The 24,077-nt window shown below is 62.7% G+C and carries 25 protein-coding genes; 14 read left to right on the forward strand and 11 right to left on the reverse strand.

Translation table 11 applies throughout. The features are described from left to right. Window positions 1-15: 15 nt before the first annotated feature. The 6 genes from AC56LW_RS06765 (at window position 16) to AC56LW_RS06790 (ending at window position 5,533) form a co-directional block, all read left to right on the forward strand. Window positions 16-1,173, forward strand: a complete 1,158-nt coding sequence (locus AC56LW_RS06765) for a COX15/CtaA family protein (RefSeq protein ID WP_499633054.1) — start codon at window positions 16-18, stop codon at window positions 1,171-1,173. Beyond that, window positions 1,173-2,066 carry a heme o synthase gene (gene cyoE / locus AC56LW_RS06770; protein ID WP_332533012.1) on the forward strand — a complete coding sequence of 298 codons (894 nt, stop codon included), beginning with the start codon at window positions 1,173-1,175 and terminating at the stop codon, window positions 2,064-2,066. Before AC56LW_RS06765 ends, cyoE begins: the two co-directional genes overlap by 1 nt. A gap of 27 nt (window positions 2,067-2,093) precedes the next feature. Then, a complete protein-coding gene (locus AC56LW_RS06775) occupies window positions 2,094-2,684 on the forward strand; it encodes an SCO family protein (protein WP_332533013.1) in 591 nt (196 codons plus the stop codon). Between the two features lie 29 nt (window positions 2,685-2,713). Beyond that, the gene (locus tag AC56LW_RS06780; RefSeq protein ID WP_499633056.1) at window positions 2,714-3,793 is read left to right on the forward strand and encodes an AI-2E family transporter; all 1,080 of its coding nucleotides are present in this window, start codon (window positions 2,714-2,716) and stop codon (window positions 3,791-3,793) included. A gap of 153 nt (window positions 3,794-3,946) precedes the next feature. Beyond that, complete coding sequence (budC, locus tag AC56LW_RS06785; protein WP_332533015.1) at window positions 3,947-4,708, forward strand: meso-2,3-butanediol dehydrogenase; 762 nt, start codon at window positions 3,947-3,949, stop codon at window positions 4,706-4,708. 147 nt (window positions 4,709-4,855) lie between these two features. After that, the gene (locus AC56LW_RS06790; RefSeq protein WP_499633058.1) at window positions 4,856-5,533 is read left to right on the forward strand and encodes a PEP-CTERM sorting domain-containing protein; all 678 of its coding nucleotides are present in this window, start codon (window positions 4,856-4,858) and stop codon (window positions 5,531-5,533) included. Between the two features lie 98 nt (window positions 5,534-5,631). On the opposite strand, the gene AC56LW_RS06795 is transcribed toward AC56LW_RS06790, so the two are convergent. After that, window positions 5,632-5,808, reverse strand: coding sequence for a hypothetical protein (locus AC56LW_RS06795; protein WP_499633060.1), 177 nt, complete (start codon window positions 5,806-5,808; stop codon window positions 5,632-5,634). Window positions 5,809-5,961: 153 nt separating this feature from the next. Then, a complete protein-coding gene (locus tag AC56LW_RS06800) occupies window positions 5,962-7,062 on the reverse strand; it encodes an NADH:flavin oxidoreductase/NADH oxidase (protein WP_499633062.1) in 1,101 nt (366 codons plus the stop codon). Between the two features lie 201 nt (window positions 7,063-7,263). On the opposite strand from AC56LW_RS06800, the gene AC56LW_RS06805 reads away from it, so the two are divergent. Further along, window positions 7,264-7,563: a putative quinol monooxygenase gene (locus tag AC56LW_RS06805; protein ID WP_332533019.1), complete on the forward strand. Its 300-nt coding sequence runs from the start codon at window positions 7,264-7,266 to the stop codon at window positions 7,561-7,563. 37 nt (window positions 7,564-7,600) lie between these two features. Here AC56LW_RS06805 and AC56LW_RS06810 read toward each other — a convergent pair whose 3' ends face one another. Further along, window positions 7,601-7,906: a glutaredoxin domain-containing protein gene (locus AC56LW_RS06810; protein WP_499633064.1), complete on the reverse strand. Its 306-nt coding sequence runs from the start codon at window positions 7,904-7,906 to the stop codon at window positions 7,601-7,603. Between the two features lie 196 nt (window positions 7,907-8,102). Between AC56LW_RS06810 and AC56LW_RS06815 the strand changes: the two genes are divergently transcribed. Further along, window positions 8,103-8,669, forward strand: a complete 567-nt coding sequence (locus tag AC56LW_RS06815; RefSeq protein ID WP_499633066.1) for a DUF3617 domain-containing protein — start codon at window positions 8,103-8,105, stop codon at window positions 8,667-8,669. A gap of 13 nt (window positions 8,670-8,682) precedes the next feature. Here AC56LW_RS06815 and AC56LW_RS06820 read toward each other — a convergent pair whose 3' ends face one another. Then, a complete protein-coding gene (locus AC56LW_RS06820) occupies window positions 8,683-9,963 on the reverse strand; it encodes an Nramp family divalent metal transporter (protein WP_499633068.1) in 1,281 nt (426 codons plus the stop codon). Window positions 9,964-10,220: 257 nt separating this feature from the next. Between AC56LW_RS06820 and AC56LW_RS06825 the strand changes: the two genes are divergently transcribed. Together AC56LW_RS06825 and AC56LW_RS06830 are read left to right on the forward strand one after the other, a co-directional pair. Next, window positions 10,221-11,249, forward strand: coding sequence for a glycerophosphodiester phosphodiesterase family protein (locus AC56LW_RS06825; RefSeq protein WP_499633070.1), 1,029 nt, complete (start codon window positions 10,221-10,223; stop codon window positions 11,247-11,249). 151 nt (window positions 11,250-11,400) lie between these two features. Then, entirely contained in the window at window positions 11,401-13,083 is a 1,683-nt protein-coding gene (locus tag AC56LW_RS06830) for an alkaline phosphatase D family protein (RefSeq protein ID WP_499633072.1), read from the forward strand. Between the two features lie 45 nt (window positions 13,084-13,128). Here AC56LW_RS06830 and AC56LW_RS06835 read toward each other — a convergent pair whose 3' ends face one another. The 5 genes from AC56LW_RS06835 to nhaR form a co-directional block, all read right to left on the reverse strand. Then, window positions 13,129-13,488 (reverse strand): hypothetical protein, encoded by a 360-nt coding sequence (locus AC56LW_RS06835; RefSeq protein WP_499633074.1) that lies wholly within the window; start codon window positions 13,486-13,488, stop codon window positions 13,129-13,131. 28 nt (window positions 13,489-13,516) lie between these two features. Continuing rightward, window positions 13,517-15,067 carry a hybrid sensor histidine kinase/response regulator gene (locus tag AC56LW_RS06840; RefSeq protein ID WP_499633076.1) on the reverse strand — a complete coding sequence of 517 codons (1,551 nt, stop codon included), beginning with the start codon at window positions 15,065-15,067 and terminating at the stop codon, window positions 13,517-13,519. A 6-nt stretch (window positions 15,068-15,073) separates the two neighbouring features. Next, window positions 15,074-15,877 carry an alpha/beta fold hydrolase gene (locus tag AC56LW_RS06845; RefSeq protein WP_499633078.1) on the reverse strand — a complete coding sequence of 268 codons (804 nt, stop codon included), beginning with the start codon at window positions 15,875-15,877 and terminating at the stop codon, window positions 15,074-15,076. An 86-nt stretch (window positions 15,878-15,963) separates the two neighbouring features. Further along, window positions 15,964-17,304, reverse strand: coding sequence for a hemolysin family protein (locus AC56LW_RS06850; protein WP_183557055.1), 1,341 nt, complete (start codon window positions 17,302-17,304; stop codon window positions 15,964-15,966). Window positions 17,305-17,363: 59 nt separating this feature from the next. Next, window positions 17,364-18,272 carry a transcriptional activator NhaR gene (gene nhaR, locus AC56LW_RS06855; protein ID WP_332533029.1) on the reverse strand — a complete coding sequence of 303 codons (909 nt, stop codon included), beginning with the start codon at window positions 18,270-18,272 and terminating at the stop codon, window positions 17,364-17,366. Window positions 18,273-18,387: 115 nt separating this feature from the next. On the opposite strand from nhaR, the gene AC56LW_RS06860 reads away from it, so the two are divergent. The 4 genes from AC56LW_RS06860 (at window position 18,388) to AC56LW_RS06875 (ending at window position 21,484) form a co-directional block, all read left to right on the forward strand. Next, a complete protein-coding gene (locus AC56LW_RS06860; RefSeq protein WP_332533030.1) occupies window positions 18,388-19,434 on the forward strand; it encodes a DUF475 domain-containing protein in 1,047 nt (348 codons plus the stop codon). A 118-nt stretch (window positions 19,435-19,552) separates the two neighbouring features. Next, complete coding sequence (locus AC56LW_RS06865; protein ID WP_183557061.1) at window positions 19,553-20,128, forward strand: TerD family protein; 576 nt, start codon at window positions 19,553-19,555, stop codon at window positions 20,126-20,128. A gap of 63 nt (window positions 20,129-20,191) precedes the next feature. Further along, window positions 20,192-20,887: a TIGR00266 family protein gene (locus tag AC56LW_RS06870; RefSeq protein WP_332533031.1), complete on the forward strand. Its 696-nt coding sequence runs from the start codon at window positions 20,192-20,194 to the stop codon at window positions 20,885-20,887. 12 nt (window positions 20,888-20,899) lie between these two features. Then, window positions 20,900-21,484 carry a TerD family protein gene (locus AC56LW_RS06875; protein ID WP_183557066.1) on the forward strand — a complete coding sequence of 195 codons (585 nt, stop codon included), beginning with the start codon at window positions 20,900-20,902 and terminating at the stop codon, window positions 21,482-21,484. Between the two features lie 48 nt (window positions 21,485-21,532). Here the strand turns inward: AC56LW_RS06875 and AC56LW_RS06880 are convergent, their stop codons facing one another. Further along, window positions 21,533-21,829, reverse strand: coding sequence for a hypothetical protein (locus tag AC56LW_RS06880; RefSeq protein WP_332533032.1), 297 nt, complete (start codon window positions 21,827-21,829; stop codon window positions 21,533-21,535). Between the two features lie 16 nt (window positions 21,830-21,845). Beyond that, complete coding sequence (locus AC56LW_RS06885) at window positions 21,846-24,014, reverse strand: TonB-dependent receptor plug domain-containing protein (RefSeq protein WP_499633080.1); 2,169 nt, start codon at window positions 24,012-24,014, stop codon at window positions 21,846-21,848. Window positions 24,015-24,077: the final 63 nt, after the last annotated feature.

A 24,077-nucleotide genomic window follows, 5' to 3' on the forward strand; every position in this document is an offset into this window, starting at 1 on the left:
CCCGTAAAGAATCACATGGACCTGTCTTCCCTCATACACCTCGGCCTGATGGGCCTGCTCGTGGCCAGCCTGCCGCTGGCGATCGTCTGGATGTCGTCCGACGCCCACAAATACCGCAAGCTGGTCTGGGTGATGGTGTTCCTGACGTTCGACCTGATCGTGTTCGGCGGCTTCACGCGCCTGACCGACTCGGGCCTGGGCTGCCCGGACTGGCCGGGCTGTTATGGCGAAGCCAACCCGTTCCTGGCGCACGAGCAGATCGCTGCCGCCGAAGCGGCGATGCCGACCGGCCCGGTCACGGTGGCCAAGGCCTGGATCGAGATGATCCACCGCTACCTGGCGATGGGTATCGGCGCGCTGATCCTGGCGCTGCTGTTCACGTCGGTAAAACAATGGCGCCGCACGCACGACGCCGTGTTCCAACCGGCCATGCCGATCGCCTTGCTGGTCTCGGTACTGGTGCAGGGCGCGTTCGGCGCGTGGACCGTCACGCTCAAGCTGCAACCGGTGATCGTCACGATCCACCTGTTGCTGGGCATGACGCTGCTGGCGATGCTGGTCTGGATGGGCTGCCGCGAGGATGCGCTGCTGAAGCGGCCAGCGCCGCTGCAGGGGCCTGGAATGGTCGCACGACTGCGCAGTCTGCGCTGGCTGTCGCTGCTCGCCGCCGTCGTGCTGACCGTGCAGATCGCGCTGGGCGGGTGGGTAAGCACTAACTATGCAACCATGGCCTGCGATACGTTCCCGCTGTGCCAGGGCGCGATCGTGCCGGAACTGGACTTCGAGCACGGCTTCCACCTGTGGCGCGAGCTGGGCAAGACAATGGAGGGGCATTATTTGCCGTTCTCGGCGCTGGTTGCGATCCACTGGGTGCACCGCGCCTTTGCGCTGGCCGTCGTGCTGGTGCTGGGTTTGGCGGCGTGGCGCGCCTGGCGTTTGCCGGCGCTGGGCAAGACTGCGCGCCTGCTGGTACTGGTCATGGTGGCGCAGCTGCTCACCGGCATCGCGACCGTGTATTTCAGCTTCCCGCTGGCGATTGCCGTCATGCATAACGCCGGGGCGGCGCTGCTGGTGATCCTGGTGACCATGTTAAACTACCGGGTGAAGTTCCAACTCGACGCGGCCTGCGCTGTCCCAGCGCCCGGACTCGCCGCGTCCGCAAGCACCCATTGATGACAACCCAGACAGCCATCCCCAAGCCCCAAAGCCGTTTCTCGCAGTATTGGACCCTGACCAAGCCGCGCGTGACGAAGCTGGCGGTATTCTGCGCGGTGATCGGGATGTTTCTCGCCACGGACGGCTTCCCGGGCTGGCAAACGCTGATCGCCGGCACGGCCGGTATCTGGCTGCTGGCTGCGGCTGCATTCGCTGTCAATTGCCTGGTCGAGGCGCGCGTCGATGCGCGCATGACGCGCACCGCGCGCCGCGCCACGGCCTCGGGCGAACTGAGCACGACGCAGACCGTGGTCTTTTCGTCGATCATCGGCGGCCTGGGCATGCTGGTGCTGTACACGCTCGTCAATCCGCTGACCATGTGGCTGACCTTCGTCACGTTCGTCGGCTACGCCTTCATCTACACGCTGCTGCTCAAGCCGAACACGTCGCAGAACATCGTCATCGGCGGCTTGTCGGGCGCGATGCCGCCGGCGCTGGGCTGGGCAGCGGTAGCCAACGATGTGCCGATGGAAGCGTGGCTGCTGGTCCTGATCATTTTCATGTGGACCCCGCCGCACTTCTGGGTGCTGGCGATGTATCGCCGCGAAGACTATGCACGCTCGGGCCTGCCGATGCTGCCGATCACGCACGGCATGAAGTTCACCGGCCTGCAGGTGTGGCTGTATACGATCGGCCTGGCCGCCACCACCTTGCTGCCGTTCGCGGTCGGCATGAGCGGCCTGATCTACCTGGCGGCCGCGGTGCCGCTCAATGCGGTCTTCCTGCGCCACTCGTGGCGCGTGCACCGCAACTACAGCGATGCGCAGGCGCGCAAGACGTTTACCTGGTCGATCGTCTACCTGTCGTTGCTGTTCGCGGCGCTGCTGGTCGACCATTATTTTAAGTTTTGATTCGTAAGTTCTGATATTGGGTTCCAGATGAAACGACTGCTGACCATCGCGGCGTTCTCGGCCGTGGCGCTGTTTGCCACCGGCTGCGACAAGCTGCGCGACAAAGCCCCGGCTTTCCACAACACGGACGTGACGGGCGTCGACTACGCCAAGGGCTTCACGCTGACCGACCATACCGGCAAGGTGCGCACGCTGGAAGACTTCCGCGGCAAGATCGTCGTGATGTTCTTCGGCTATACCCAGTGCCCGGACGTGTGCCCGACCACGATGGCAGAAATGGCGACCGTGCTCAAAGAAATGGGCCCGTCGGCCGACGAAGTCCAGGTGCTGTTCGTCACGGTCGATCCCGAGCGCGACACGCAGGAACTGCTGTCGCACTACGTGCCGGCGTTCGACAAGCGTTTCATCGGCCTGTACGGCGACGCCGCAGCCACCGCGAAAGTGGCCAAGGAATTCAAGGTGTTCTACGCCAAGGCGCCCGGCGCCGATGCGAGCAGCTACACGGTCGACCACACGGCCGGCAGCTTCGTGTTCGACAAGCAGGGCCAGCTGCGCCTGTTCGTGCGCCATGGCCAGGGGCCGGGCCTGATCGCCCACGACCTGCGTCAACTGCTATGATGCCGTAAAGACCACTTCCCTGAGGCAGCATGGAGCAGCAACGACCTGGCAGGAACTACACCCGCATCGCCATGGTCATCCTGCTCACGCTGGGCTGCCTCTATGTGCTGCGGCCTTTCCTGCCGGCGATCCTGTTCGCCGCCGCCGTCGCCATTTCGAGCTGGCCGCTGTACCTGCGGCTGCTCACGCGCCTGAACGGCCAGCGCACGATTGCGGCGCTGACCATGACGCTCTCGCTCACGCTGCTGTTCATCATTCCGCTGTCGATGGTCGCCTATAACCTGGGCGACGACGTCGCGCGCGGCTTCGGCGAACTGCGCCTCTTGATCGAGCACCGCGAACTGGCGCCGCCCACCTGGCTGCGCGAGATCCCGCTGGTCGGCCCGTCGGTCGAGACCTATCTGAACGACCTGATCGCCAGCCGTGAGCAGATGCTGGCGCTGGCCCAGCGCATGCTCGAGCCGGCGCGCCACTGGCTCGTCAAAGGCGGCTTGATGCTGGGCACCGGCGTCGTGCAAATGAGCCTGGCCGCGTTCGTGAGCTTCTTCCTGTACCGCGACGGCAATGGCCTGCTGTCGATCATCGAAGTGACGATGCGCAAGGTGATGGGCGAGGGCGCCGAATCGATCCAGGCCACCGTCAGCCAGACGGTGCGCGGGGTGATGTACGGCCTGCTCGGCACCGCGCTGGCGCAGGCAATCGTCGCTGCTATCGGCTTTGCGATTGCCGGTGTGCCGGCCGTGCCGCTGCTGTCGGTGCTGATCTTCCTGACGTCGCTGATCCCGTTCGGCCCGCCGCTGGTCTGGGGCGGGGCGGCGCTCTGGCTGTTCGCACAAGGCGAGACCGGCTGGTCGATCTTCATGACGGTCTGGGGCGCGGTCTTGATCAGCGGCGTCGATAACGTCGTGCGGCCGATGCTGATCAGCCGTGGCAGCAGCCTGCCGTTTTTGCTCACGCTGCTCGGCGTGCTGGGCGGCCTGATCGCATTCGGCTTCATCGGGATGTTCATCGGCCCAGTATTGCTGGCAGTCGGTTACTCCCTGATGAGCGAGTGGACCGGCACCGAAGATCCGATCGTCAAGCACGACGAAGAACGCATCGTCGAATAGGTTCCACTGGAGTTTTCCTGCTGGAACCGTAAGAGGGGTGCACGAACCCCTGTGCTATCGTCGACAGCACATTCTCGTGAACCAACAAGGCCTCATGAATGGTCCGCTTGCCGCGCGCAACCGGGCTGTTTCTGCCTGCTCGAAAGGAATTCAATGAACCGTTTTAATGATAAAACCGTCCTCGTCACGGGTGCCGCATCCGGCATCGGCCTGTCGGCTGCCCGCCGGTTTCTGGATGAGGGCGCCCGTGTCGTCATGCTCGATATCGACGGCGATAAACTCGGCAAAGCTGCCGCCAGTCTTCCCCAGGATCGCGTGCTCGTGCAGGTCGGTGATACCGCCGACAAGGCCACTGCGACAGCCGCCGTCAAGGCCACCGTCGAGCGCTTCGGCGGCCTGCATATCCTGATCAACAACGCCGGCATCGCGACGGACGGCGACATCATGGCCACGAGCGAAGAAGACTTCGCGCGTGTCATGGCCGTCAATGTCACCGGCTACTATCACATGGCCAAGGCCGCAATGCTTGAACTCGTCAAGACCCGCGGTTCGATCGTGATGACGTCGTCGGTCTCGGGATTGGGCGGTGACTGGGAAATGTTTGCCTACAACACGTCGAAAGGCGCGGTCAGCAATATGGTGCGGGCAATGGCGATGGATGCGGCCAAGGACGGGGTGCGCGTGAACGCGGTCAATCCAAGCTTTACCGACACCGGGTTGACCCAGGACATGATCAACAAGCCCGAACTGGTCGCCAAGTTCAACGAGCGCATGCCGCTGGGCGCGCCGGAAGATCCGGATGGCGTTGCAGCCGCGATGGCGTTCCTGGCGAGCGACGATGCGCGCCTCATTACCGGCGTGAACTTGCCGGTGGATGCCGGGTTGATGGCGTCGAACGGTCAGCCGCCGCAGTAAATGTCGATCAGAAATCCGGCAAGTTCTTGTCGGAATTTCTTACACAACTAGCAATAAAAAATGACGCCCCTTTAAGATTCAAGAGGTTACAGAACAGGCACGCGAATTGCTATGTTCTAATTTCCAGAACAATTAAAGAGGTTACCCATGTTTCGACGTTGTATTGCAGCAGCTGTCCTCACGCTTACCGCGGCCGCGCCGGCTGTTGCAAATTCCATCAGTATCTCGTTTGAAGAGTTTGCCCACGGCGTGACCATCGGCGATTACCACAATGGTGGCAAGGACAGCCTGGGACGGGCTTCAGGCAATGACTACGGGTTGACCTTCAAGGGCGGCACGATCAGGCACACGACGTTGGGTGCTTATCTGTCCGGTCCCGTTCAATTGACGATCGATGTCGCCAAACTGACAGCCCTGCTCGGCACGGACGATTACTATGTTTCATTCAACGCCGCCCGGCATGACCTTAATGGGGAGTTTACCTATTCTTTCACCGATACTGGTCGTATGGATGGAACGTGGATTAACGGTAATGGCACTCCGGGCTGCAGTGGAAGAGAGCCATGCAACAACGCCTTTTATGGTGAAATGGCCGGCTATCATATTTACGCTGGTACTGGTGTTGGCAGCCTGTCAAACATCAAGTTCGATATTGACCGGCTTGATAACCTCCAGATTCATGCCTATGACGGTAGCGCCTTTATTGTCCCGGGTCTGATTCCCGGTTCGGCCGAGATCAATCGGGATATCCCGGAGCCTGCCTCCATGGCGTTGCTCGGGATCGGTGCGGTTGCGCTACTGGCGCGCCGCCGTCGTCGTCGTTAAACGCTCTCGACCAGCGCACTGCATCAGCGCCGTCGCTGACCAGCGACAGGCGCCTGATGTACGTGCTTGCCAGGAATCAGATTCTTCGGCGAGCGCGCTTAGCCCCCGCCAATACCCACAATGACGTGGCCGCTGCCGCCGCATTGCGGGCATTCCTTGCCATCGGGGAGTGTGCCTTTGCCGGCGCAGGCGTCACAGACGTCTTCGCCGGTACCAGGCGTGCCGGGTTCGGCATCGTCGCCGGGATTGAGGTCGTGTTCGGGATGAATGCTCATGATGGTCCTCGCTGCTGATCGGTCAACCGATTGTAGTGAGGTTCTCGAGCAGGTGGCGCGAGGCAGGCGCGGCGGGAAACGCGCGCGCCCCAATCGCTTGCCGGACAACGGTTCGGCAGTCGGAGCAATGAGCACCTCCCACCGAAACACGTTTTACTTCTGCATGCTGTAACGCTCGAGCCAGTGCGCATACGGCGCCGGCAATACCCAGGTCGGACGCTCGATGCCCAGCTCTTTGGCCGCTTCCAGCGGGTAGTGCGGATTGGCCAGGTGGGCGCGGCCTACCATGACGAGGTCCAGCTGTTCGTCGGCCACGGCGCGTTCTGCCAGGTGCGGACCGTCGAAGCCCCACGCCGATGCGACCGGAATGCCGGCTTCGTCACGCACGCGCTTGGCCACCGGACCCAGGAAGGCCGGACCCCAGGGGATATTCACATCCGGAATCGTGAAGTTGACGCTGACACTCAGCATGTCCAGGCCGCGCTGGCGCATCATGCGCACCAGTTCGATCGATTCGTTGACGGTTTGTTCGTCGTTGCCATCGTATTCGATGACACCGAGGCGCGCGGTCAGCGGCAGGTTGGCCGGCCAGACTTCGCGCACGGCCTCCAGCGTCTCGAGCAAAAAGCGGCTGCGGCCGGCGAAATCGCCGCCGTATTGGTCGGTACGCTTGTTGGCGTGCGGCGAAAAGAAGCTCTGGCCCAGGTACCCGTGCGCAAAGTGCAGTTCGAGCCATTCGAAGCCGGCCGCGAGCGCGCGACGGGCAGCGTCGACGAAATTGGCCTTGACGCGCGCGATGTCGTCCAGCGTCATTTCCTTCGGCACTTTTGGCAGATTCTTGCCGAAGGCAATCGCCGACGGTGCGATGGTGTCCCAGCCGTAGGCATTTTCCGACGGGATATGGTCATCGCCTTCCCACGGACGGTTGGCGCTGGCCTTGCGGCCGGCGTGGCCGATCTGGATGCCGGCGACCGCACCGGCGGCCTTGATACGGGCGGCAATGTGGGCCATGCCCTCGACCTGTGCATCATTCCACAGGCCAGTGCAGCCCGGCGTGATACGGCCTTCGGGCGAAACGGCGGTCGCTTCGACGATCACCAGGCCGGCGCCGCCACGAGCAATGCTGGCGTAATGCGTCTGATGCCAATCGTTGACGAAGCCGTCATTGGCGGTGTACTGGCACATCGGCGGCACCGCGATACGGTTGCGCAAAGTGACGTCTTTGAGGGTGAACGGGGTAAACAAGGCTGCCATGAATTTTTCGTTTTCTTAACATGAGGGTCAAGCCGCGGTCTGCGCCGCGGCGGTCGGCCAGTATAGAAGGAAGGCGCAAAACGTGCTGGCGAGGCCAGCATTTTGCGGTTGGACCGGTCGATGTGTGCCCAGCGCTCGTAGCAAAAGTTCCGCCAGCACCATTGTGATAATCTTGTCGGTCGCTTACTTTCAGGGACCACCATGACCTTGCCCGTCGTTGCTATTTTTGTTGCCAAGCCCGGTTTGGAAGAGAAACTGGAAACACTGTTACGCACCGTTGTCGAGCCGACGCTGCGCGAGGAAGGGTGCATCAGCTACCAGGTGAACCGCGATATTGCCAATCCACGGCGCTTCGTGTTTACCGAGGAGTGGCAGAGCAAGGCCGACCTTGACCGGCATCTTGCGACGCCGCATCTGCGGATGCTGTCGGAGCAGATACCGGCGTTGATCGAATCGAGCGATGTGATCTTGCTGGCGAAGGTTGCCGGCGGTCCGGCGTAAGCCGGAGGGCGCCTGGCGCCGGCCAGGCGGCTGGCTTTTACTTGTCGCCTAAAAAAGCGACGAGTTCTTCATGCCCGCCGATGCGCTTGCCGTCAATATAGGTCTGCGGTGTCGTCTCGACCCCCTCGGCCTGCATGAACGAATCGACTTCGCTACGGGTCGTCAATTGATGATCCTCGACCTGGTAGCCCGCCTGTTGCAATAAGTCGAGTGATGCGACGCCGAATGGACAAGTATGTTCCGGGGTGACCATGCGGTGCAGTGTTGCTTGCTTCGATTCCATTGGAATATAACCTTTCTTGAATAGCTCGCTTGCTTGTGGCAACGCGACGAGCAGTGACATCGGGAGTTCGAGATTAGGCGTGTGGTACCGGCCGCGCCGTGCGTGAACGCACGCACATCTGTAAATCATTGCACCTGACTCGCCCGGCACTGTCGCCTGATATCGCGTCACTTGCTTCGCACCGATTGCACGAGCGCAGAATTCACTCCCTGGCCGAATCGCATACACTGAAATACTCTACCTATCAGGAGCCAGTATGCGAACAACACGCGCCGCACACATCATCCTTGCCCTTGCCAGCCTTTGTGCAGGCCAGGCATTCGCGCAGCAACCGACCATCAAACCCGGGCTGTGGCAGATCGATATGACGCTGCCCGACAAGGCGGCGGGCAATCCGCTGGGAGGCTACCTCGAGCTGATGAAAAGCCAGATGGCCCTGATGACGCCCGAGCAGCGCGCGCAGATCGACAAGATGATGGCCGCCAGCGGCACTGAACTGAACGGCGATGGTTTGCGCACGAGACAGTGCATTACCCGGCAAAACATCAACGACTTCGATTTGTTCGGTAAAAAAGGCGCGGATTCCTGCACCAAGAAGATGACACCAACTGCCGACGGGATGAATGTGAGCATGACCTGCGCCCAGCCCCGGATGAAGGTCGACGCCGTCCTGAAGGCCGAGAGTGAGACATCGTATCGGTTTGAATCAGTCACTACCCTACCTGGGCCGGGTGGCGCCGACATCAGCCAGAAATCGAGCGGCACCGGAAAATGGCTGGGAAGCGATTGTGGAAAGACCGCTGCAGCAGCAGTTGGCCGGTAACGGGCACGCCCGTTCAGGCGAGGGCAAACATGCACGCCACAGCGAGCGCCATCACCGACGTGCATAGCCATCCAAGGACTTTCAAGCGCCGGGAGATGGTCAATGCGCCCATGACGTCGTGCCGCGCCGCCATCAGCAGCATCACGGCCATGATCGGGACCGAGACGACGCCGTTGATGACGGCGCTCCAGTAGAGCGCCTTGATCGGGTCGATGGGTGCGTAGATCAGTGCCACCCCGAGAAGCGTCGCCAGAACGATGATCGCGTAGAAACGCGGTGCCACTGCCGGCTTGTCTTGCAGGCTGTTCTTCCATTCAAAGGTGCCCGCCATCGCGTAGGCAGCCGATCCCGCAAGCACGGGAATCGCCAGCAGGCCGGTGCCGATGATGCCAAGACTGAAAAGGATGAACGCGAATTCGCCGGCAATCGGCCGCAGCGCTTCCGCCGCCTGCGCCGAGGATGAAATATCGGTGACGCCGTGCAGGTGCAACGTCACGGCAAAGGTCAGCATGATGGCGAATGCCACGGCATTTGAAAAACCCATGCCAATATAGGTATCGACCTTGATCCGGTCGAGGCTTGCCTTGGCGTCGGCTGGCGCATATTTCAGCGCCCGCGCTTCGGGTATCGCACGCAGGTTTTCGACTTCCTGCGATGACTGCCAAAAAAACAGGTACGGGCTGATGGTGGTACCGAATACCGCAACAATCGTCGTCACGTAGGCGGCCTTCCAGGGCAGGTGCGGGAACGTGATCAAGCCGACCGCGACTGTGGCCCATGGCACCCTGACGACAAACACGGTCACCACGTACGCCAGTAGCGCCAGCGTCATCCATTTCAGGATGCGCACATAACGTGTGTAGGGAATCATCACCTGCAGCACGGCAGACAATGCACCGAAGCCGATCGCATACACATGCGCGGGGCCGCCCATTACCAGCCGCAGGGCGTCGCCCATTGCCGCGATGTCGGCGGCGATATTGATGATGTTTGCAAGCAGCAAAAGCATGACGATGGCATACAGCAACGTCTTCGAATAATGGCGGCGGATATTGGTGGCTAATCCATGCCCAGTCACCACGCCAATACGTGCGCTGACAATCTGGATGCCCACCATCAGCGGATAGGTAAAGATCACCGTCCACAGCAACCCAAAACCGAATTGCGCACCGGCCTGCGAGTAGGTTGCGATACCGCTCGGATCGTCGTCTGCCGCGCCGGTGATCAGGCCAGGTCCTAATTTGGACAGCAATGTGGTGGGTTTTTCAGCGAACGCCGGCAAGGACTCTTCCATAATTGCAGGCTATTCCATTTACTCATGCATGGTTTAGGACGGACTGGAGGGGATGTTCATCACTTCCCCACGAGTCTAACGTGTTCATTCGCCTTGTAGGATATTTCTTACACGGCGCACGCATTCATGCCACTGTCATCATGCCGAATTAGCATCCCCTCGTCATCCCCGCCGATATGGCGCTGACAACTTCTGATGCGCTCGCCCGTGGTGCGAGGCGCGAAATAACTCATCACACTTGAAGAGGGGTTGCTTTTATGAAAACGTCGCATCTTGGACTGTTGCCGCTCGCGGCCATGCTGTTCGCGCCGGTCGCCGCCCATGCCATGCCCGTGTCGACACTCACCGGTGAACGTCCTTTGGTGATTGCCCATCGCGGCGCCAGCGGCTATCTGCCGGAAGAGTCGGTGCAGTCCTATCAGCTCGCCATCCGCATGGGCGCCGACTATATCGAAGGCGATGTGTACCTGACCGCCGATAACAAGGCTGTAATGCTGCATGACGGCACCTTGAATGCCACGACGAACGTCGTCGCGTTCGCCGCCACGCATCCCGAGATCGCCGCCCTGCGTTCCAGCAATGGGACCTACGATGTGCGCAAATTCACGCTGGCGCAGCTCGAGAAGTTGTCCGTGACGTGCCGCAACGCCAATGGCTACTGCACCGACAAGACCTATTTCAACCCGGCCGTCTCGTACAGCTTCACGTCTTACGACGCCTTCCTCGACCTGGCCTACAACCATTTCCTGGAAACGGGTGTCGCGATCGGCGTCTTCCCGGAAGCCAAGCAGACCGGGCTGGAGGTTGCGGAAGCCATCCTGGCGGGCCTGACCAATGCGAAGTACAACGGCTACTTCACGACGGCAGGCCGCGCCCTGACGCAGTCCTTCAACGCGGCGCAGGTGGAATACCTGAACACCAACTCGTCGATCCCGGTCAGCTATCTGGGCGTCTGCCCCAACACGGCAGCAGGGGCAGCTGCCGTTGCGGCCATCGCCGACGGGATCGGTCCTTCGGCAGGCCTGCTCAGCGCAGCCTGCGTGAAGGCTGCGCACGATGCGGGAATGACGGTCACGCCGTATACGTTCCTGAACAACCCGGCCAGCTACGAGGCCGCTTACAACCTCGGTGTGGACGGCGTGTTCACGAATTACCCGGACATCGCCGGCACCGTGCGCGACCAGGTATTCGGGCCGGCGACGCCGGTGCCCGAGCCGCATTCGCTGGCACTGCTGGGCCTGGGGCTGGCCGGCATCGTCGGGCTGAAGAAGCGCAAGCAGGCTTGATCACGCACGTGATTTGCACGCCCGGCCGGCCTGTCCGACCGGGCGTTTTTTTATGGCGGACACTTCATGCCCCGTGCATCGCCCGCGTCATCAGAGCGTCATCGGCGCTGGCTAAGATTTGCCGTCTTTCACTTTTGCCAATTGCCATCCCATGAACCAATCGCATTCGCGTCGCAATTTCATTCGCACCTTCTCCCTCGGCACCGTCGCCGTGTCCACGCTCCCGCTCGCGGCCTGCGGCGGCGACGGCGACGACCGCGTCGTCAGCTTCTCGCATGGCGTGGCCAGCGGCGACCCGCTGGCCGATCGCGTCATCCTGTGGACGCGCATCACGGCCACCGGTGCCGACGACATCGATGTCGGCTGGGAGATCTCGGAGACGAGCGACTTTTCGCGTACGGTGGCCTCGGGCAGCCTTCGCACCGGCAGCGCCAGCGATTTCACGGTGAAGGTCGATGCGACCGGCCTGACGGCCAACCGCAGCTATTTCTACCGCTTCGGCTGCTACGGCCAGCTCTCGCCGGTGGGGCGTACCAAGACCCTCCCAACGGGCAGCGTGGCGCGCGTGCGCTTTGCCGTGTTCAGCTGCTCGAACTACCCGGCCGGCTACTTCAACGTGTATGCGGATGCCGCCAGGTTTGACGACATCGATGTCGGCCTGCACCTGGGCGACTACATCTACGAATACGCTGCCGGCGGCTACGCGTCGCAGAACGCGGGCACCCTGGGGCGCGTGTCGAAGCCGGCCACCGAGATCATCACGCTGACGGATTACCGGGTGCGCTTCCAGCAATACCGCACCGACCCGGACCTGCAGGCGGTGCACGCGCGCATGCCTTTCATCGCCGTCTGGGATGACCATGAACTGACCAATGACACCTGGAGCGGCGGTGCCGAGAACCACGACCCGGCCACGGAAGGCCTGTGGTCGGCGCGACGCCAGATGGCGATCCAGGCCTATCACGAGTGGATGCCGATCCGCGTGCCGGACGCGACGCGCCCGGACAAGATCTACCGCTCGTTCGATTTCGGCAACCTGCTGTCGCTGCACATGTTGGATACCCGCGTGATCGGCCGCGACAAGCAATTGGCCTACGCCAGCTATGTCGGCGCTGACCGCAGCTTCAACAGCGCCGCCTTTACTGCCGACGTGACGAACCCGGCGCGCCAGCTGATGGGCATGGAGCAGACTGCCTGGCTGCGCAACCAGATGAGCAAGTCGACGGCCACCTGGCAAATCCTGGGCCAGCAGGTGCTGATGGCGCGCATGCTGCTGCCGGCACCGATGGTGCTGGGCACGACGGGCTATGCGGCGTACTTCGCGATCGCCGCCAAGGTCAAGGCCGGCGTGGCGCTGAGCGCCGCCGAACAGCAGCAGCTGGCAGCCACACCGGTGCCGTACAACCTCGATGCCTGGGATGGCTACCATGCCGCGCGCGAGACGGTGCTGAACATGGCACAGACGCTGAACAAGAACATGGTGGTGCTGGCAGGCGACACGCACAATGCCTGGGCCAGCGACCTGGCCGACCAGCAGGGGCGGGCAGTGGGTGTTGAATTCGGCGTGCCTGCCGTAACCTCGCCTGGTTTCGAAAGCTACTTCCCGACTGTCGCGCCGGCCACCGTGGCAGGCGGCATGGAGCAGCTGATCGGGCCGCTGCAATACGCGGAGACGGCCTTGCGCGGCTTCGTCGTGCTGACGGTCACCCCGACCGAAACACGGGCCGAGTACCGCTACGTCGATACGATCACGTCGAAAACGTACAAGGCGGTCGTCGGCAAGACGCTGTGCATGTTGCCGGGGGTGGCAAACCGCAAGATCGTGGCTGCTTGACGAGGGCAGGGGGCGAGGCCCCTGGCCTCGCTTCGCTTCGTACCATCAACACATTCCCAGCTGCCAGACGAGTTTTTCACGATCCTTTTCCAGCAGCTGCACTTCGACCCCCTTGCTGGCCGAGCGCGTGATCACGACCGTCTTGTGAAAGTACGCGTACTGGATGCTGACCGTGCCCGAACTCTCGCTGCGCTTCACATCGGCCCGGTCGAGGTTGAGCTTGAGGTTCTGCAGGATCTGCGCATCGGGCCAGCCGGCCGACAGGCGCACGTGGCGCGTGCGGTCGTCGTCATTGGCCTGCGGGTAGACGCGCTCGCAAGCATGGGCAGGCGCTGGCGCCACGACCAGCGCGGACAGTGACAGCAAGCCTGCTGCAAGAAGGTTCAGGGACAAGGCGCGGGTCATGTTGTCGATGCCGGTAAGGAACAAGTGCTTACTGTAGCAGCAAGCGCAGCCGCTCGATATCGATCGGCTTGGTCAGGTGATGGTCGAACCCCGCATCGCGCGCCAGTTGCCGGTCGCGCTCTTGGCCCCAACCCGTTGCCGCAATCAGTTTGGTACCGGCGCAGGCATCCAGCCCGCGCAGGCGCCGCGCCAGCTCGTAACCATTGAAGTCGGGCAGGCCGATATCCAGTAGCGCCACTTCGGGCAAGAAGTCCGGTGCCAGCGCCAGTGCACCGGCGGCCGTGTGCGCCAGTAGCGTCGTGCAGCCGAACAGCTCGAGCATGGCCGCCATCGTCTCGGCCGCATCGACATTGTCATCCACTACCAGCACCCGCAGCGCCGCCGGCTGGCCAGGTGCCGCCAATGCTGGTTCGGCCACCGCGCAACCCGCGATCAGCGGCAGACGCAGCGTGAACTGGCTGCCGCGGCCCGGTCCGTCGCTCTCGCTCAGGATGTCGCCACCATGCAGCTCGACGATGCCGCGCGCCAGGGCCAGGCCGATGCCCAGGCCGCCGCAGGCGCGCTCGCGCCCCGGTTCCAGCTGGGTGAACAACTGGAAGATCGTGCCCAGGGCGCCCGCCGGGATGCCGATGCCGTTGTCGCGCACGCGCAGTTCGGCGTGGCCGGCCTGGCCGGTCAGTTCAACATCGATCAGCCCGCCATCGGGTGTGTACTTGGCCGCGTTGCCCAGCAGGTTGATCACGACCTGCGCCAGGCGCGTGGCGTCGCCATCGACGGTCAGCGGCGCATCGGGCAAGGCCAGGCGCAGCGTGTGGCGCGCCGCCGTCATCATCGGCGTCATGTCGTGCACCGCGCCGCGCACCAGCGCCGCCATGTCGACCGGCGCGCGCCGCAGCTGCATGCGGTTCTGCGTGATGCGCGAGACTTCCATCAGGTCGTCCACCAGCCGCGTCAGGTGCCGCAGCTGGCGGTCGAACGCACCGATCACGCGTGCGTCTTCATCGTTGCCGTGCTTGATCTTGAGAACGTCGAGCGCGCTGCGCATCGGTGCGAGCGGATTGCGCAGCTCGTGCGACAGCGTGGCGAGAAATTCATCCTTGCGCAGGTCGGCCGCCGACAACTGCGTGTTTACTGCCTGCAGTTGCAGGTCGCGCTGGCGTTGCACCTCGCGGGCTGCATCGGCCGCGTCCGATCTGCACAGCAGCGCGTTTTCGTAGGCATGCCTGCCACCATCGCGAAACAGGGCCCAGTGGTCGATCTCGCGATCGCCGTCGCGCTGACGTACGAGCTGGAGCAGCACTGGCAGCCGCGCGCCGCCTGGTGTCAGGAGGTCGATCTGGATGTCATGCGCCGCGCCTTCGCTCTGCAGGCGCGGCACGCAGCACGTGTAGTGGAACAGGCGGGCGCTGGCCGGCAGCAGGTCGTGCAGGCGCGTGCCGATCAGGGCTCCCTGCGGCATACCGAGCCACGCATGCAGGCTGGCGTTGGCCGTGAGGATCATGCCATGTGCATCCGTTGCCATCAGGCCGCAAGCAGCCTGGTCGAAGAACAGGTCGGTCACGGTGAGGGCGGCGTTCATGGACGGTCAGCGAAGCTGCTGTGTGAGGAAGGTGTCGATGGCGGCCGAGACGGCGGTCGGCGCACTCATGTGCGGACAATGGCCGACATTCGGTACCATCGCAAACGTGCTGCCGGGCAGGTTCTGGTGCAGCCATTGGCCGGCCGTGCGCGGCGCGATCAGGTCGTCGCTGCATTGCAGGATCAGTGCCGGCGTCGTGGACCTGGGCACATCAAGACGGTGGTCCGAGCGGAACGTAACGCTGGCAAAGTGATGCGCGATCTCGGGATCGTTGCGGCAAAAACTGGCCGTCAGCCCGGAAGCCAGGTGGGGCTGGTTGGGCGCGCCCATGATGGTGGGTGCAAGGCTGTGCGACCAGGCGATGAAGTTCGTCTCCATCGTCTCGAGCAACTCGTCGATGTCGTCGCGCGTGAAGCCGCCGGTATAGTCGCCGTCGTTGATGTAGCAGGGCGACGGACTGACCATGATCTGGGCCGCGAAGCGCTCGGGTGCAGCGATCGTGGCCAGCAGGCCGATCGTCGCGCCGACCGAATGGCCGACAAACACCACCGGGCCGCTGGCATGGGCATCCATGATGGCGAGCAGGTCGTCGGCATGACCCTGCAGCGTCGCATGGCGCGCGCGGTCATAGGCCGACAGGTCCGAGCCGCCGGAGCCGACGAGATCGTAGGTGAGAACGCGATACCGGTGCTGGTAGGCGGGGGCGAGGTGACGCCACATCGTCTGGTCGCAACCGAAACCATGGGCAAACACCATCGTGGCGGCGCCCCGGCCGGCAAGGTGAACGTTATGGCGAAGCTGGGCGGACATTGAATGCCTCTCGTCGGTTCACGCAGATATACACAAAAAATAGCATCATTCCTGTGTAATGTCAGCAATGCCGATGTAAAAGGCGGTTAGTCGTGGTCGTCGTTCTCGCCGGCACGTGTCAGTTGCGGGATCACCTTGACCAGCAGGATGCGCGGGCCATTCATTTTCTTGACCACGACATCGAACTGCGGGAAGCCGATGCGCTGGCCTTGCTTGGGGATGTCGCCCAGCTTGGCCATCAAGAGGCCGCCGACCGATTCCACGTCGTCCAGGCCCATCTGCTCGTTGTCGATGTCGATGCCCAGCAGGCGTTCGAGCGAGAAGATCGGCAGGCTGGCCTTGCCGATCCAGGTGCCATCGGCCTGCTTGAGCCAATCGTTCTCGTTCATCCGGAATTCGTCGCGGATCTCGCCGACCATCGCGCCCAGCAGGTTGTCGAGCGTAACGAAGCCCACCGGGCGCTTGCCTTTTTCGCCGATCAGCGCGAAGTGGGGCGCGCCGCCGCGGAAGCGCCGGAAGATGTCCTGCGCCGGCGTGCGCGCCGAAATCGATTCGACCGGCCGCAGGAACTGGGTCAGGTCGCCGATGGGCCGGCCCGACTGCAATGCGAAATACAGGTCTTTCAGGTGGACGATGCCGATGACTTCCTCGCCGTCCTTGTCGAAATACGGATAGCGCGAAAAGCGGTTGCGGCGCACGGTCTCCAGGTTCTGCTCGAGCGAGCGGCTGGCGTACAGGGCGCTGACTTCGTTGATCGGGCGCATCAGCTCGGACACGGCCAGCTGGCTGAAGTCGAGCGACTGGGCCAGGATATTGCGGTCGTCCTGCGTGATCTTTTCGGCCGGGTTGCTGGTGCGCAGAATCAGTTTGAGTTCGTCGAGCGAGTAGTGGTGGTCGTGCCCGCCCTTGCCGGCCAGGCCCGCCACGCGCAGCAGCGTATTGGCGCTGGCATTGAGCAGGGCGATCGCCGGGTACATGGCCCAGTAGAACGCATACAGCGGGATGGCGCACCACAGTGCCACCGATTCCGGCAGCCGGATCGCCAGCGTTTTGGGGGCCAGTTCGCCGACCACGATGTGCAGGAACGAAATGACCGAGAACGCGACGATGAACGAAATGCTGTGGATCAGCTCTTCGGACGTCACGCCGACAAACGCAAAGACCGGTTCGAGCAGGCTGGCAAAGGCCGGCTCGCCGACCCAGCCCAGGCCCAGCGATGCCAGCGTGATGCCGAGCTGGCAGGCCGACAGGTAGGCGTCGAGCTTGCCGTGGACTTTCTCCAGGATGCGTCCGCGCAGGCCGGTGGTCTTGGCGATGGCGTTCACGCGGGTCTTGCGCAGCGTGACGATACTGAATTCGGCGGCGACGAACAGGCCGTTCAGCGCGACCAGAAACAGGGCGAGAACGAGGAAGAGGATATTTTCCATGCTGGAGATGTATTAACAGAAGGTAAAGCCAAGGGGCATTGTACAGCCCAAAACGGCCCTTATCCGTCTGCCAACGCGCCTTTGTGCACGGCCGACAGGATTGCCTCGACCGCCGGATGCTTGATCTTGCGTTCGTTCGAGATCGCATAGAAGTGTTCGCGCACCTCCGGCACCCGGCCGACCAGCTCGGCGCCGAGCTGGTAGTCGATGTCGGCGGCGGGCGCGGCCGGCGTGAAGAACAGCCCCAGGCCGCGCCGGCCAAAGGTATTCAATAACGCGTTGTCCTCGAACTCGCCGACCACGTCGGGCCTGATCGCATGACGCTCGAACCAGTCGTCGATCTTGCCGCGCAGCGCGTTGTTGCGGGTGGGCAGCAAAAACGGCGCGCCGTGCAGCGACGCCGGAAAGTCATCGCGGTAGTCGTGCGCCAGGGCCGGCGCGCCGACGACGAACATCTCGCTTTCGGACAGCAGGTGGCTGAACACGCGCAGCGTGGTGCCGGTGGGCACGGCGCGGTCGGTCAGCACCACGTCGAGCTTGTGCAGCGCCAGGTCGCCCAGCAGCGCCTCGTACTGGTCTTCGTGGCACACCAGGCGCACGGGTGTGGCCAGCCGGGTCGTGACCTCGAGCAGGCGGTAAGCGGTGAACTTGGGCAGCGAATCGGAAATGCCCACCGCCAGGCGGATGCGCGTGCTGTCGGAGGCGTCGAGCGCCTCCTGCATCTGCTCACCCAGCAGAAAGATCTGGTCAGCATACGAGAGCGCCAGGCGGCCCGCTTCGGTCAGCGTCAGGCGCCGGCCCTGCTGGGTGAACAGTGCCTTGCCAAACGCCTGTTCAAGTAAGGTAAGCTGCGTACTCACTGTCTGGATGGCCAGGCCGAGGCGCTCGGCGGCGCGGGTAATGCTGCCTTCCTTGGCAACCACCCAGAAGTAATAGAGGTGACGAAAGTTGGGGAGTGCGTGGCTCATGGCTTCTGTTTTTCGGAAGTAACCCTTCAATTATCTTCGCTTTTTCAATCGCTTGCCAACCTTTACACTTGTTCGTCAGCACCGTTTTTCATAAATTTATAAGAGGGGAACACCAATGAAGTACTTTACCTGGTCATTCATCGTGACCGCGGTCTGCCTTGCCCTTGCGGCATGGTGGGGATTCGAGCACGGTGGCGTGTCGGGCCTGGTCACTGCGCTGGGCGTGGCGACCATCCTGGCCGTCATGGAAGTGTCGCTGTCGTTTGATAACGCGGTGGTCAACGCGTCGGTCCTCAAGACCTGGGATGAATTCTGGATCAAGCTGTTCCTGGGCGTCGGCATCATCATCGCCGTGTTCGGTATGCGCCTGGTGTTCCCGCTGGTCATCGTGGCCGTTGCTGCTGACCTGGGCGCGATGGAAGTCTGGGACCTGGCACTGTCGGATCCAAAAGCCTTCTCGATGCACCTGACCAACCACCACGCTGAAGTGGCGGCATTCGGCGGCATGTTCCTGCTGCTGGTGTTCCTGAACTTCATGCTGGACGATGAAAAAGAAACCCACTGGCTGGGCAACTTCGAAGCAAAACTGGGTTCGCTCGGCAAGGTGTCGTCGATCGCCGTCATGATCGCCATCGCTGCGCTGCTGTTCAGCCTGACGTATGTTGATGAAGCGCAGAAGATGGTCGTTGCGATCGCCGGTATGTGGGGCATCCTGGTCTATGTTGCTGTCGATATGCTCAGCAGCCTGCTGGAAAAGAGCGAGTCGGGCGGCGGCGCCGTCGGTGACGCGGTCAAAAAAGGCGGTATCGGTGGTTTCCTGTACCTCGAAGTGCTGGATGCGTCGTTCTCGTTCGACGGCGTGATCGGCGCGTTCGCGATCACCAGCGACGTCGTGATCATCATGCTGGGCCTGGCAATCGGCGCGATGTTCGTGCGTTCGATGACCGTGTTCCTGGTGCGCAAGGGCACGCTCGATGAATACGTCTACCTGGAGCACGGCGCGCACTACGCGATCGGTATCCTGGCGGTGATCATGCTGGCCAGCATGAAGTGGCACGTGCCAGAGCTGATCACCGGCGGTGTGGGCGTGGCCTTCATCCTGGCGTCGCTGTGGAGCTCGATTCAGTACAAGAAGAAGCACGCCGCACTCGGCGGCGCGTAAGCAGCAACCGGGCCGGCGGCATGCATGCCGGCCCTGCAGTACAGAATTCGCTGCGAGTGGCAGAACACCAGCTCGCGGCGCTTGCAACCCGGTGTTCACAATTTAGGAGATTCTCATCATGGCAATCAGTCTGCAAAAAGGCGGCAACGTCAACCTGTCGAAAGAAGCACCAGGCCTGACTTCACTGAAAGTCGCACTCGGCTGGGACATTCGCGCCACCGATGGCGCAGCCTTTGACCTCGACGGCGCTGTGTTCCTGCTCAATTCGTCCGGCAAGGTCCGTTCGGATGGCGACTTCATCTTCTATAACAACCTGAAGTCGAGCGACGGTTCGATCGTCCACTCGGGCGACAACACGACCGGCGCCGGCGACGGCGACGACGAATTCGTCACCATCGACCTGACCAAGGTTCCGGCCGACGTCGACAAGGTCGTCCTGGGCGTGACCATTCACGATGCCGAAACCCGTCGCCAGAACTTCGGCATGGTCGGCAAGGCGTTCATCCGCTGCGTCAACAACGCCACCAATGCCGAAGTCGCGCGCTACGACCTGTCGGAAGACGGTTCGACCGAAGCAGCAATGATCTTCGGTGAGGTCTACCGCAACGGCGCGGACTGGAAATTCCGCGCAATCGGCCAGGGCTTTGCCGGCGGCCTGGGCCCACTCGCCCGCAACTACGGCGTCAACGTTTAATCATTCAAGCCAGGGCGCTTCTGCGGAGGCGCCCTGCGTGGAACCTCATTCTAAGGAAGCCAAATGCCAGTATTTACCGTGACCGGGGATGTCGATCCTTTCCTTCATGTGTCGATGAGGCAGGGCGAGACCATCTATTGCGAATCCGACGCGATGGTGATGATGGAATCGACCCTCGACCTCAAAGGCAAGATGAAGGGCGGGCTCGGTAGTGCGCTGATGCGCACCTTTGCCAACGGCGAGTCGTTCTTCCAGCAGCACATCGAAGCCACGCGCGGCGATGGCGACTGCCTGCTGTCGCCAACTCTGCCGGGTGCGATGCAGACGGTCGATGTCGGCCCGAACCACTACATCATCAGCGATGGCGCCTTTGTCGCGGCCACGTCGGGCGTCGACCTCAAGGTGCGCACGCAAAGCCTGGGCAATGCCATGTTCGCCAACAGTGGCGGCTTCTTCGTCACCGAGACGGGTGGCCAGGGCCAGGTGGTGGTGTCGGGCTTCGGGTCAATGTCGGTACTGGATGTCGAGCCGGGCAAGGACGCGATCATCGACAACTCGCACGTGGTGTGCTGGGACAGCACGCTGCGCTACGAGATTTCGATCACGACCGGCACCAGCGGCGGTTTCCTGGGTAACCTGATCAACAGCCAGACGAGCGGCGAGGGCATGGTCCTGCGCTTCTCGGGTCGTGGCAAGGTGTATGTATGTTCGCGCAACCGCACTGCATTCAAAGCCTGGATGCAGCAGCCAGCGAAATAACGGAGGAACACAATGTCAGTCAATCTGCAAAAAGGCCAGAAGATCTCTCTGGACAAGGAAGCCGGTGGCGGCCTGTCCCGCGTGACCATGGGTCTGGGTTGGGATGCGATCAAGTCGAAGGGTTTCTTCGGCTTCGGTGGCGGCAAGTCGGACGCCGTCGACCTGGATGCATCGGTGGTCATGTTCGACGAGTCGAACAAGCCGGTGGACGTGATCTGGTTCCGCCAGCTCAAGAGCAAGGACGGCAGCATCGTCCATACGGGCGACAACCGCACCGGCGCCGGTGATGGCGACGACGAGCAGATCACCGTCGACTTGAACGCCGTGCCGGCATCGGTCAAGGCACTGGTCTTCACGGTCAACAGCTTCACCGGGCAGACCTTTGCCACGGTCGAAAACGCCTACTGCCGCCTGATCAATGCAGCCAACCAGCAGGAAGTCGCGCGCTTCAACCTGTCGGTGACGGGTTCGCACTCGGCGCAGATCATGGCCAAGCTGTACCGCCATGGCGGCGAGTGGAAGATGCATGCGATCGGCGAGAACGGCAATGGCCGTACGTTTGACGATCTGATGCCGCAGATTTCAGTGCACCTGTAATCGGCGGGATTGTTCGACCAGAGAACCGGGGCCTTGTGCCCCGGTTTTTTATTGCTGCGGCGTGCCTTCGCAGATATAGCGGCACAGCTTTTCCGTATCGTCCTCGTGCTTTTCGATGATCGACGCTTCGCGTTCCTTGAGCTGTGCCAGCTTTTGCGGATCCGTCTCCTTGCTTTTTTCGTCGTTCAGCGTCGCCATCCTGTGCGCGAACTGTTCGTTCTTTGCCGCGGATGGACCCACTTCGGCGCAGGCGCGCATGCAGCTGCCATACGTCCTCGGGGCCGCAGTGGCGTGCGAAGCGATGCATGCCAGTGCCAGTGCCAGTGCGGTGATGATCTTGTTCATGGTTTCTCCCTGTTACTCATAGTTTGGTTTCCAGCCGAATCGCCACGCGCGCATGGTTGGACGTATCGGTCGTGCGCCGCACGATCTCGGCCGCGCCCAGATACGCGTCGATGCGTGACCGTGTGCGTGGCACGAGATTGTCGAGATTGAGCACCAGCCTGGTCTGCTTGCTGACCGTCCAGCTCGCGTTCATGCCCAGCACCCGCTTGCCCGATTCATACACGCGCTGGTTCACGCTGTCGCGTACCCAGTCGCCCGGCAGATAACTGGCGTCGATGCCCAGCTTGACCGGCACTGTCTGGAGCGTATAGCTGCCGCCCACCTTGGCGCGCCATGGCGATTGGCCGGACAGACGGTTGTCGGGGCCGGGCAGGTCGCTCAGCGTGGAGTCGGCCAGGCCCACGCTGCCATGCAGGTCCAGGCGCGTCAGATGGCTGCCGATATCCTTGCCCGACACGCGTGCCTCCAGGTCCAGGCCCCGGATCCGGGCGCTGCCCAGATTGGCCTGGCGGCCGATATAGCGTGGTGTGCTTGCCCACGGCACATCGGCCAGCGCGATCTCGTAGCCGGTCTTGTTGCTGATGTTGCGAGAGTAGGCCTCGAGGGTGATCTCGCTGTCCTTGCCGATGCCATGGCTGTACGACAGGTTCACACCCAGCGCCCGCTCGGGCTGCAGGCCGGGATTGCCGGCAGTGTCGGCGGTATCGAGCGTGTTGGCGCCGCACAGCATCTGGCCGCGACACGGTGCAAACGTGTTGATCACGGGGCGCCACAGCAGTTCATCGAAAAATGGCGCGCGAAAGCTGCGCGCAACCGAAAGCCGGAGCTGGCGCTTGCGGTCAGCGCCGAGCTTGCGCGACACGTGCAGTGACGGCGCCCACATCGTGAAGCCGGGGCTGCTGCTGGCCGTGCCTTCGCGCAGACGATAGGCGCGCCGCTCGACCGAGCTGCCGATGTTCACGGCCCAGCTGCGATTGATGCGCCATTCATCCTGCAGGAACAGCTCGCCGCTCGTCAGGCGGGCCGTGTCGCTCCGGCCCAGGACCGCCAGGCTGTAGTCGGGCATGCCGTTGAAGAAGTCGCTGTAGGTATTGTTGGCCCGGTTGTGCGCGAACTTGGCGCCAGCCGTGATCGCATGGCCGTTCTCGAACTCGGTCGCGTAGTCCACGTGCAGGAAGGTATTTGTCGTGACTGACCTCGGGCGCGATACCAGCTCGTCCATGAGCGCCGCATTGCTGGTATCGATGCGCAGCGCATCGCTGTCGATGTGGGCGCGGTTCACGTTCAGCTTCACGTTCAGGCTGCTCTCGGGATCGATGCGCCAGTCCCAGCGCAAGGGAATCTCGAGCGACGTCATCGCACTGTCGCCATCCTGGCGCGTGAGCAGGGTGCTGCCGTCGCGCCAGAAGCGCTGTTGCCGGCTGCGTCGCGGCCCCCCGAAATAACTGGCCGCCGGACTGAATGTCAGCGCGTGCGCGTTGTCGACGTTCCAGGTGAACTCCCCGGAGGCACTGACGATGTTCGCGGCATTGCGGTTGCGCGCCTGTCCGGTGTAGGCCAGAACCGGGGCGGCAAAGGCGTTCTCGCGGGTCGCGATGTAGTCCATCCGGCTGGACACCGGCTTGTGTACGGCCGACAGGCGCACGCTGTACACGAGCGGCTTGCCCTCGATTGGGCCGCCAGTCGACCAGGCCACATCGGCGCCAGGAAGCCCGGCCGTTGTTGACAGGCCGGCATTGACCTGCGCCAGAGGGGTCTTCTGCGCCTTGCGGCGGATGATATTGATCGTGCCGGCGATGCCGATCGGGCCGGTCGCGGCGGTACTCGATTTGATGATCTCGATGCGCTCGACATGCACCAGGTCGAGCGTGAACGTGTCGCCCTGGGGCGGCATGCCGTCCACCAGCACCTGCGTGTAGCCGGGCAGGCCGAGCAAACCGATGCGTCCATCCTTGCCGACGCTGACCGATGGCTCGCGGTTGAGCAGCTCGCCGACATTCTGCAGGCCGCTCCCGGCGATGCGCGCCTTGCCGATGATGACCTTGCCGGCAACAAAATCACGACTTGCCTCGACGTCGCCCTGGACGCCGTTGACGACGACTTGCTGGGGCGCGGCGGTAACCGGTGGTTCGGCCCTGGCCACGGCCGTCAGGCAGACAGCAAAACAAGTGAGTGCAAAACGCATCCGGTGACATTCGTGTGACAACCGAAGAAGCTTAGCAGCCCAGTCACGCCGAATTATCAAACA

The sequence above is a fragment of the Telluria sp. LT2P80 genome (genome assembly GCF_059685955.1).

Excerpts from the sequence above, each read along its gene's own strand:
- AC56LW_RS06765 (WP_499633054.1), top strand. The coding sequence starts at position 16 with ATGGACCTGTCTTCCCTCATACACCTCGGCCTGATGGGCCTGCTCGTG.
- cyoE (WP_332533012.1), top strand. The coding sequence starts at position 1,173 with ATGACAACCCAGACAGCCATCCCCAAGCCCCAAAGCCGTTTCTCGCAG.
- AC56LW_RS06775 (WP_332533013.1), top strand. The coding sequence starts at position 2,094 with ATGAAACGACTGCTGACCATCGCGGCGTTCTCGGCCGTGGCGCTGTTT.
- AC56LW_RS06780 (WP_499633056.1), top strand. The coding sequence starts at position 2,714 with ATGGAGCAGCAACGACCTGGCAGGAACTACACCCGCATCGCCATGGTC.
- budC (WP_332533015.1), top strand. The coding sequence starts at position 3,947 with ATGAACCGTTTTAATGATAAAACCGTCCTCGTCACGGGTGCCGCATCC.
- AC56LW_RS06790 (WP_499633058.1), top strand. The coding sequence starts at position 4,856 with ATGTTTCGACGTTGTATTGCAGCAGCTGTCCTCACGCTTACCGCGGCC.
- AC56LW_RS06795 (WP_499633060.1), bottom strand. The coding sequence starts at position 5,808 with ATGAGCATTCATCCCGAACACGACCTCAATCCCGGCGACGATGCCGAA.
- AC56LW_RS06800 (WP_499633062.1), bottom strand. The coding sequence starts at position 7,062 with ATGGCAGCCTTGTTTACCCCGTTCACCCTCAAAGACGTCACTTTGCGC.
- AC56LW_RS06805 (WP_332533019.1), top strand. The coding sequence starts at position 7,264 with ATGACCTTGCCCGTCGTTGCTATTTTTGTTGCCAAGCCCGGTTTGGAA.
- AC56LW_RS06810 (WP_499633064.1), bottom strand. The coding sequence starts at position 7,906 with ATGTCACTGCTCGTCGCGTTGCCACAAGCAAGCGAGCTATTCAAGAAA.
- AC56LW_RS06815 (WP_499633066.1), top strand. The coding sequence starts at position 8,103 with ATGCGAACAACACGCGCCGCACACATCATCCTTGCCCTTGCCAGCCTT.
- AC56LW_RS06820 (WP_499633068.1), bottom strand. The coding sequence starts at position 9,963 with ATGGAAGAGTCCTTGCCGGCGTTCGCTGAAAAACCCACCACATTGCTG.
- AC56LW_RS06825 (WP_499633070.1), top strand. The coding sequence starts at position 10,221 with ATGAAAACGTCGCATCTTGGACTGTTGCCGCTCGCGGCCATGCTGTTC.
- AC56LW_RS06830 (WP_499633072.1), top strand. The coding sequence starts at position 11,401 with ATGAACCAATCGCATTCGCGTCGCAATTTCATTCGCACCTTCTCCCTC.
- AC56LW_RS06835 (WP_499633074.1), bottom strand. The coding sequence starts at position 13,488 with ATGACCCGCGCCTTGTCCCTGAACCTTCTTGCAGCAGGCTTGCTGTCA.
- AC56LW_RS06840 (WP_499633076.1), bottom strand. The coding sequence starts at position 15,067 with ATGAACGCCGCCCTCACCGTGACCGACCTGTTCTTCGACCAGGCTGCT.
- AC56LW_RS06845 (WP_499633078.1), bottom strand. The coding sequence starts at position 15,877 with ATGTCCGCCCAGCTTCGCCATAACGTTCACCTTGCCGGCCGGGGCGCC.
- AC56LW_RS06850 (WP_183557055.1), bottom strand. The coding sequence starts at position 17,304 with ATGGAAAATATCCTCTTCCTCGTTCTCGCCCTGTTTCTGGTCGCGCTG.
- nhaR (WP_332533029.1), bottom strand. The coding sequence starts at position 18,272 with ATGAGCCACGCACTCCCCAACTTTCGTCACCTCTATTACTTCTGGGTG.
- AC56LW_RS06860 (WP_332533030.1), top strand. The coding sequence starts at position 18,388 with ATGAAGTACTTTACCTGGTCATTCATCGTGACCGCGGTCTGCCTTGCC.
- AC56LW_RS06865 (WP_183557061.1), top strand. The coding sequence starts at position 19,553 with ATGGCAATCAGTCTGCAAAAAGGCGGCAACGTCAACCTGTCGAAAGAA.
- AC56LW_RS06870 (WP_332533031.1), top strand. The coding sequence starts at position 20,192 with ATGCCAGTATTTACCGTGACCGGGGATGTCGATCCTTTCCTTCATGTG.
- AC56LW_RS06875 (WP_183557066.1), top strand. The coding sequence starts at position 20,900 with ATGTCAGTCAATCTGCAAAAAGGCCAGAAGATCTCTCTGGACAAGGAA.
- AC56LW_RS06880 (WP_332533032.1), bottom strand. The coding sequence starts at position 21,829 with ATGAACAAGATCATCACCGCACTGGCACTGGCACTGGCATGCATCGCT.
- AC56LW_RS06885 (WP_499633080.1), bottom strand. The coding sequence starts at position 24,014 with ATGCGTTTTGCACTCACTTGTTTTGCTGTCTGCCTGACGGCCGTGGCC.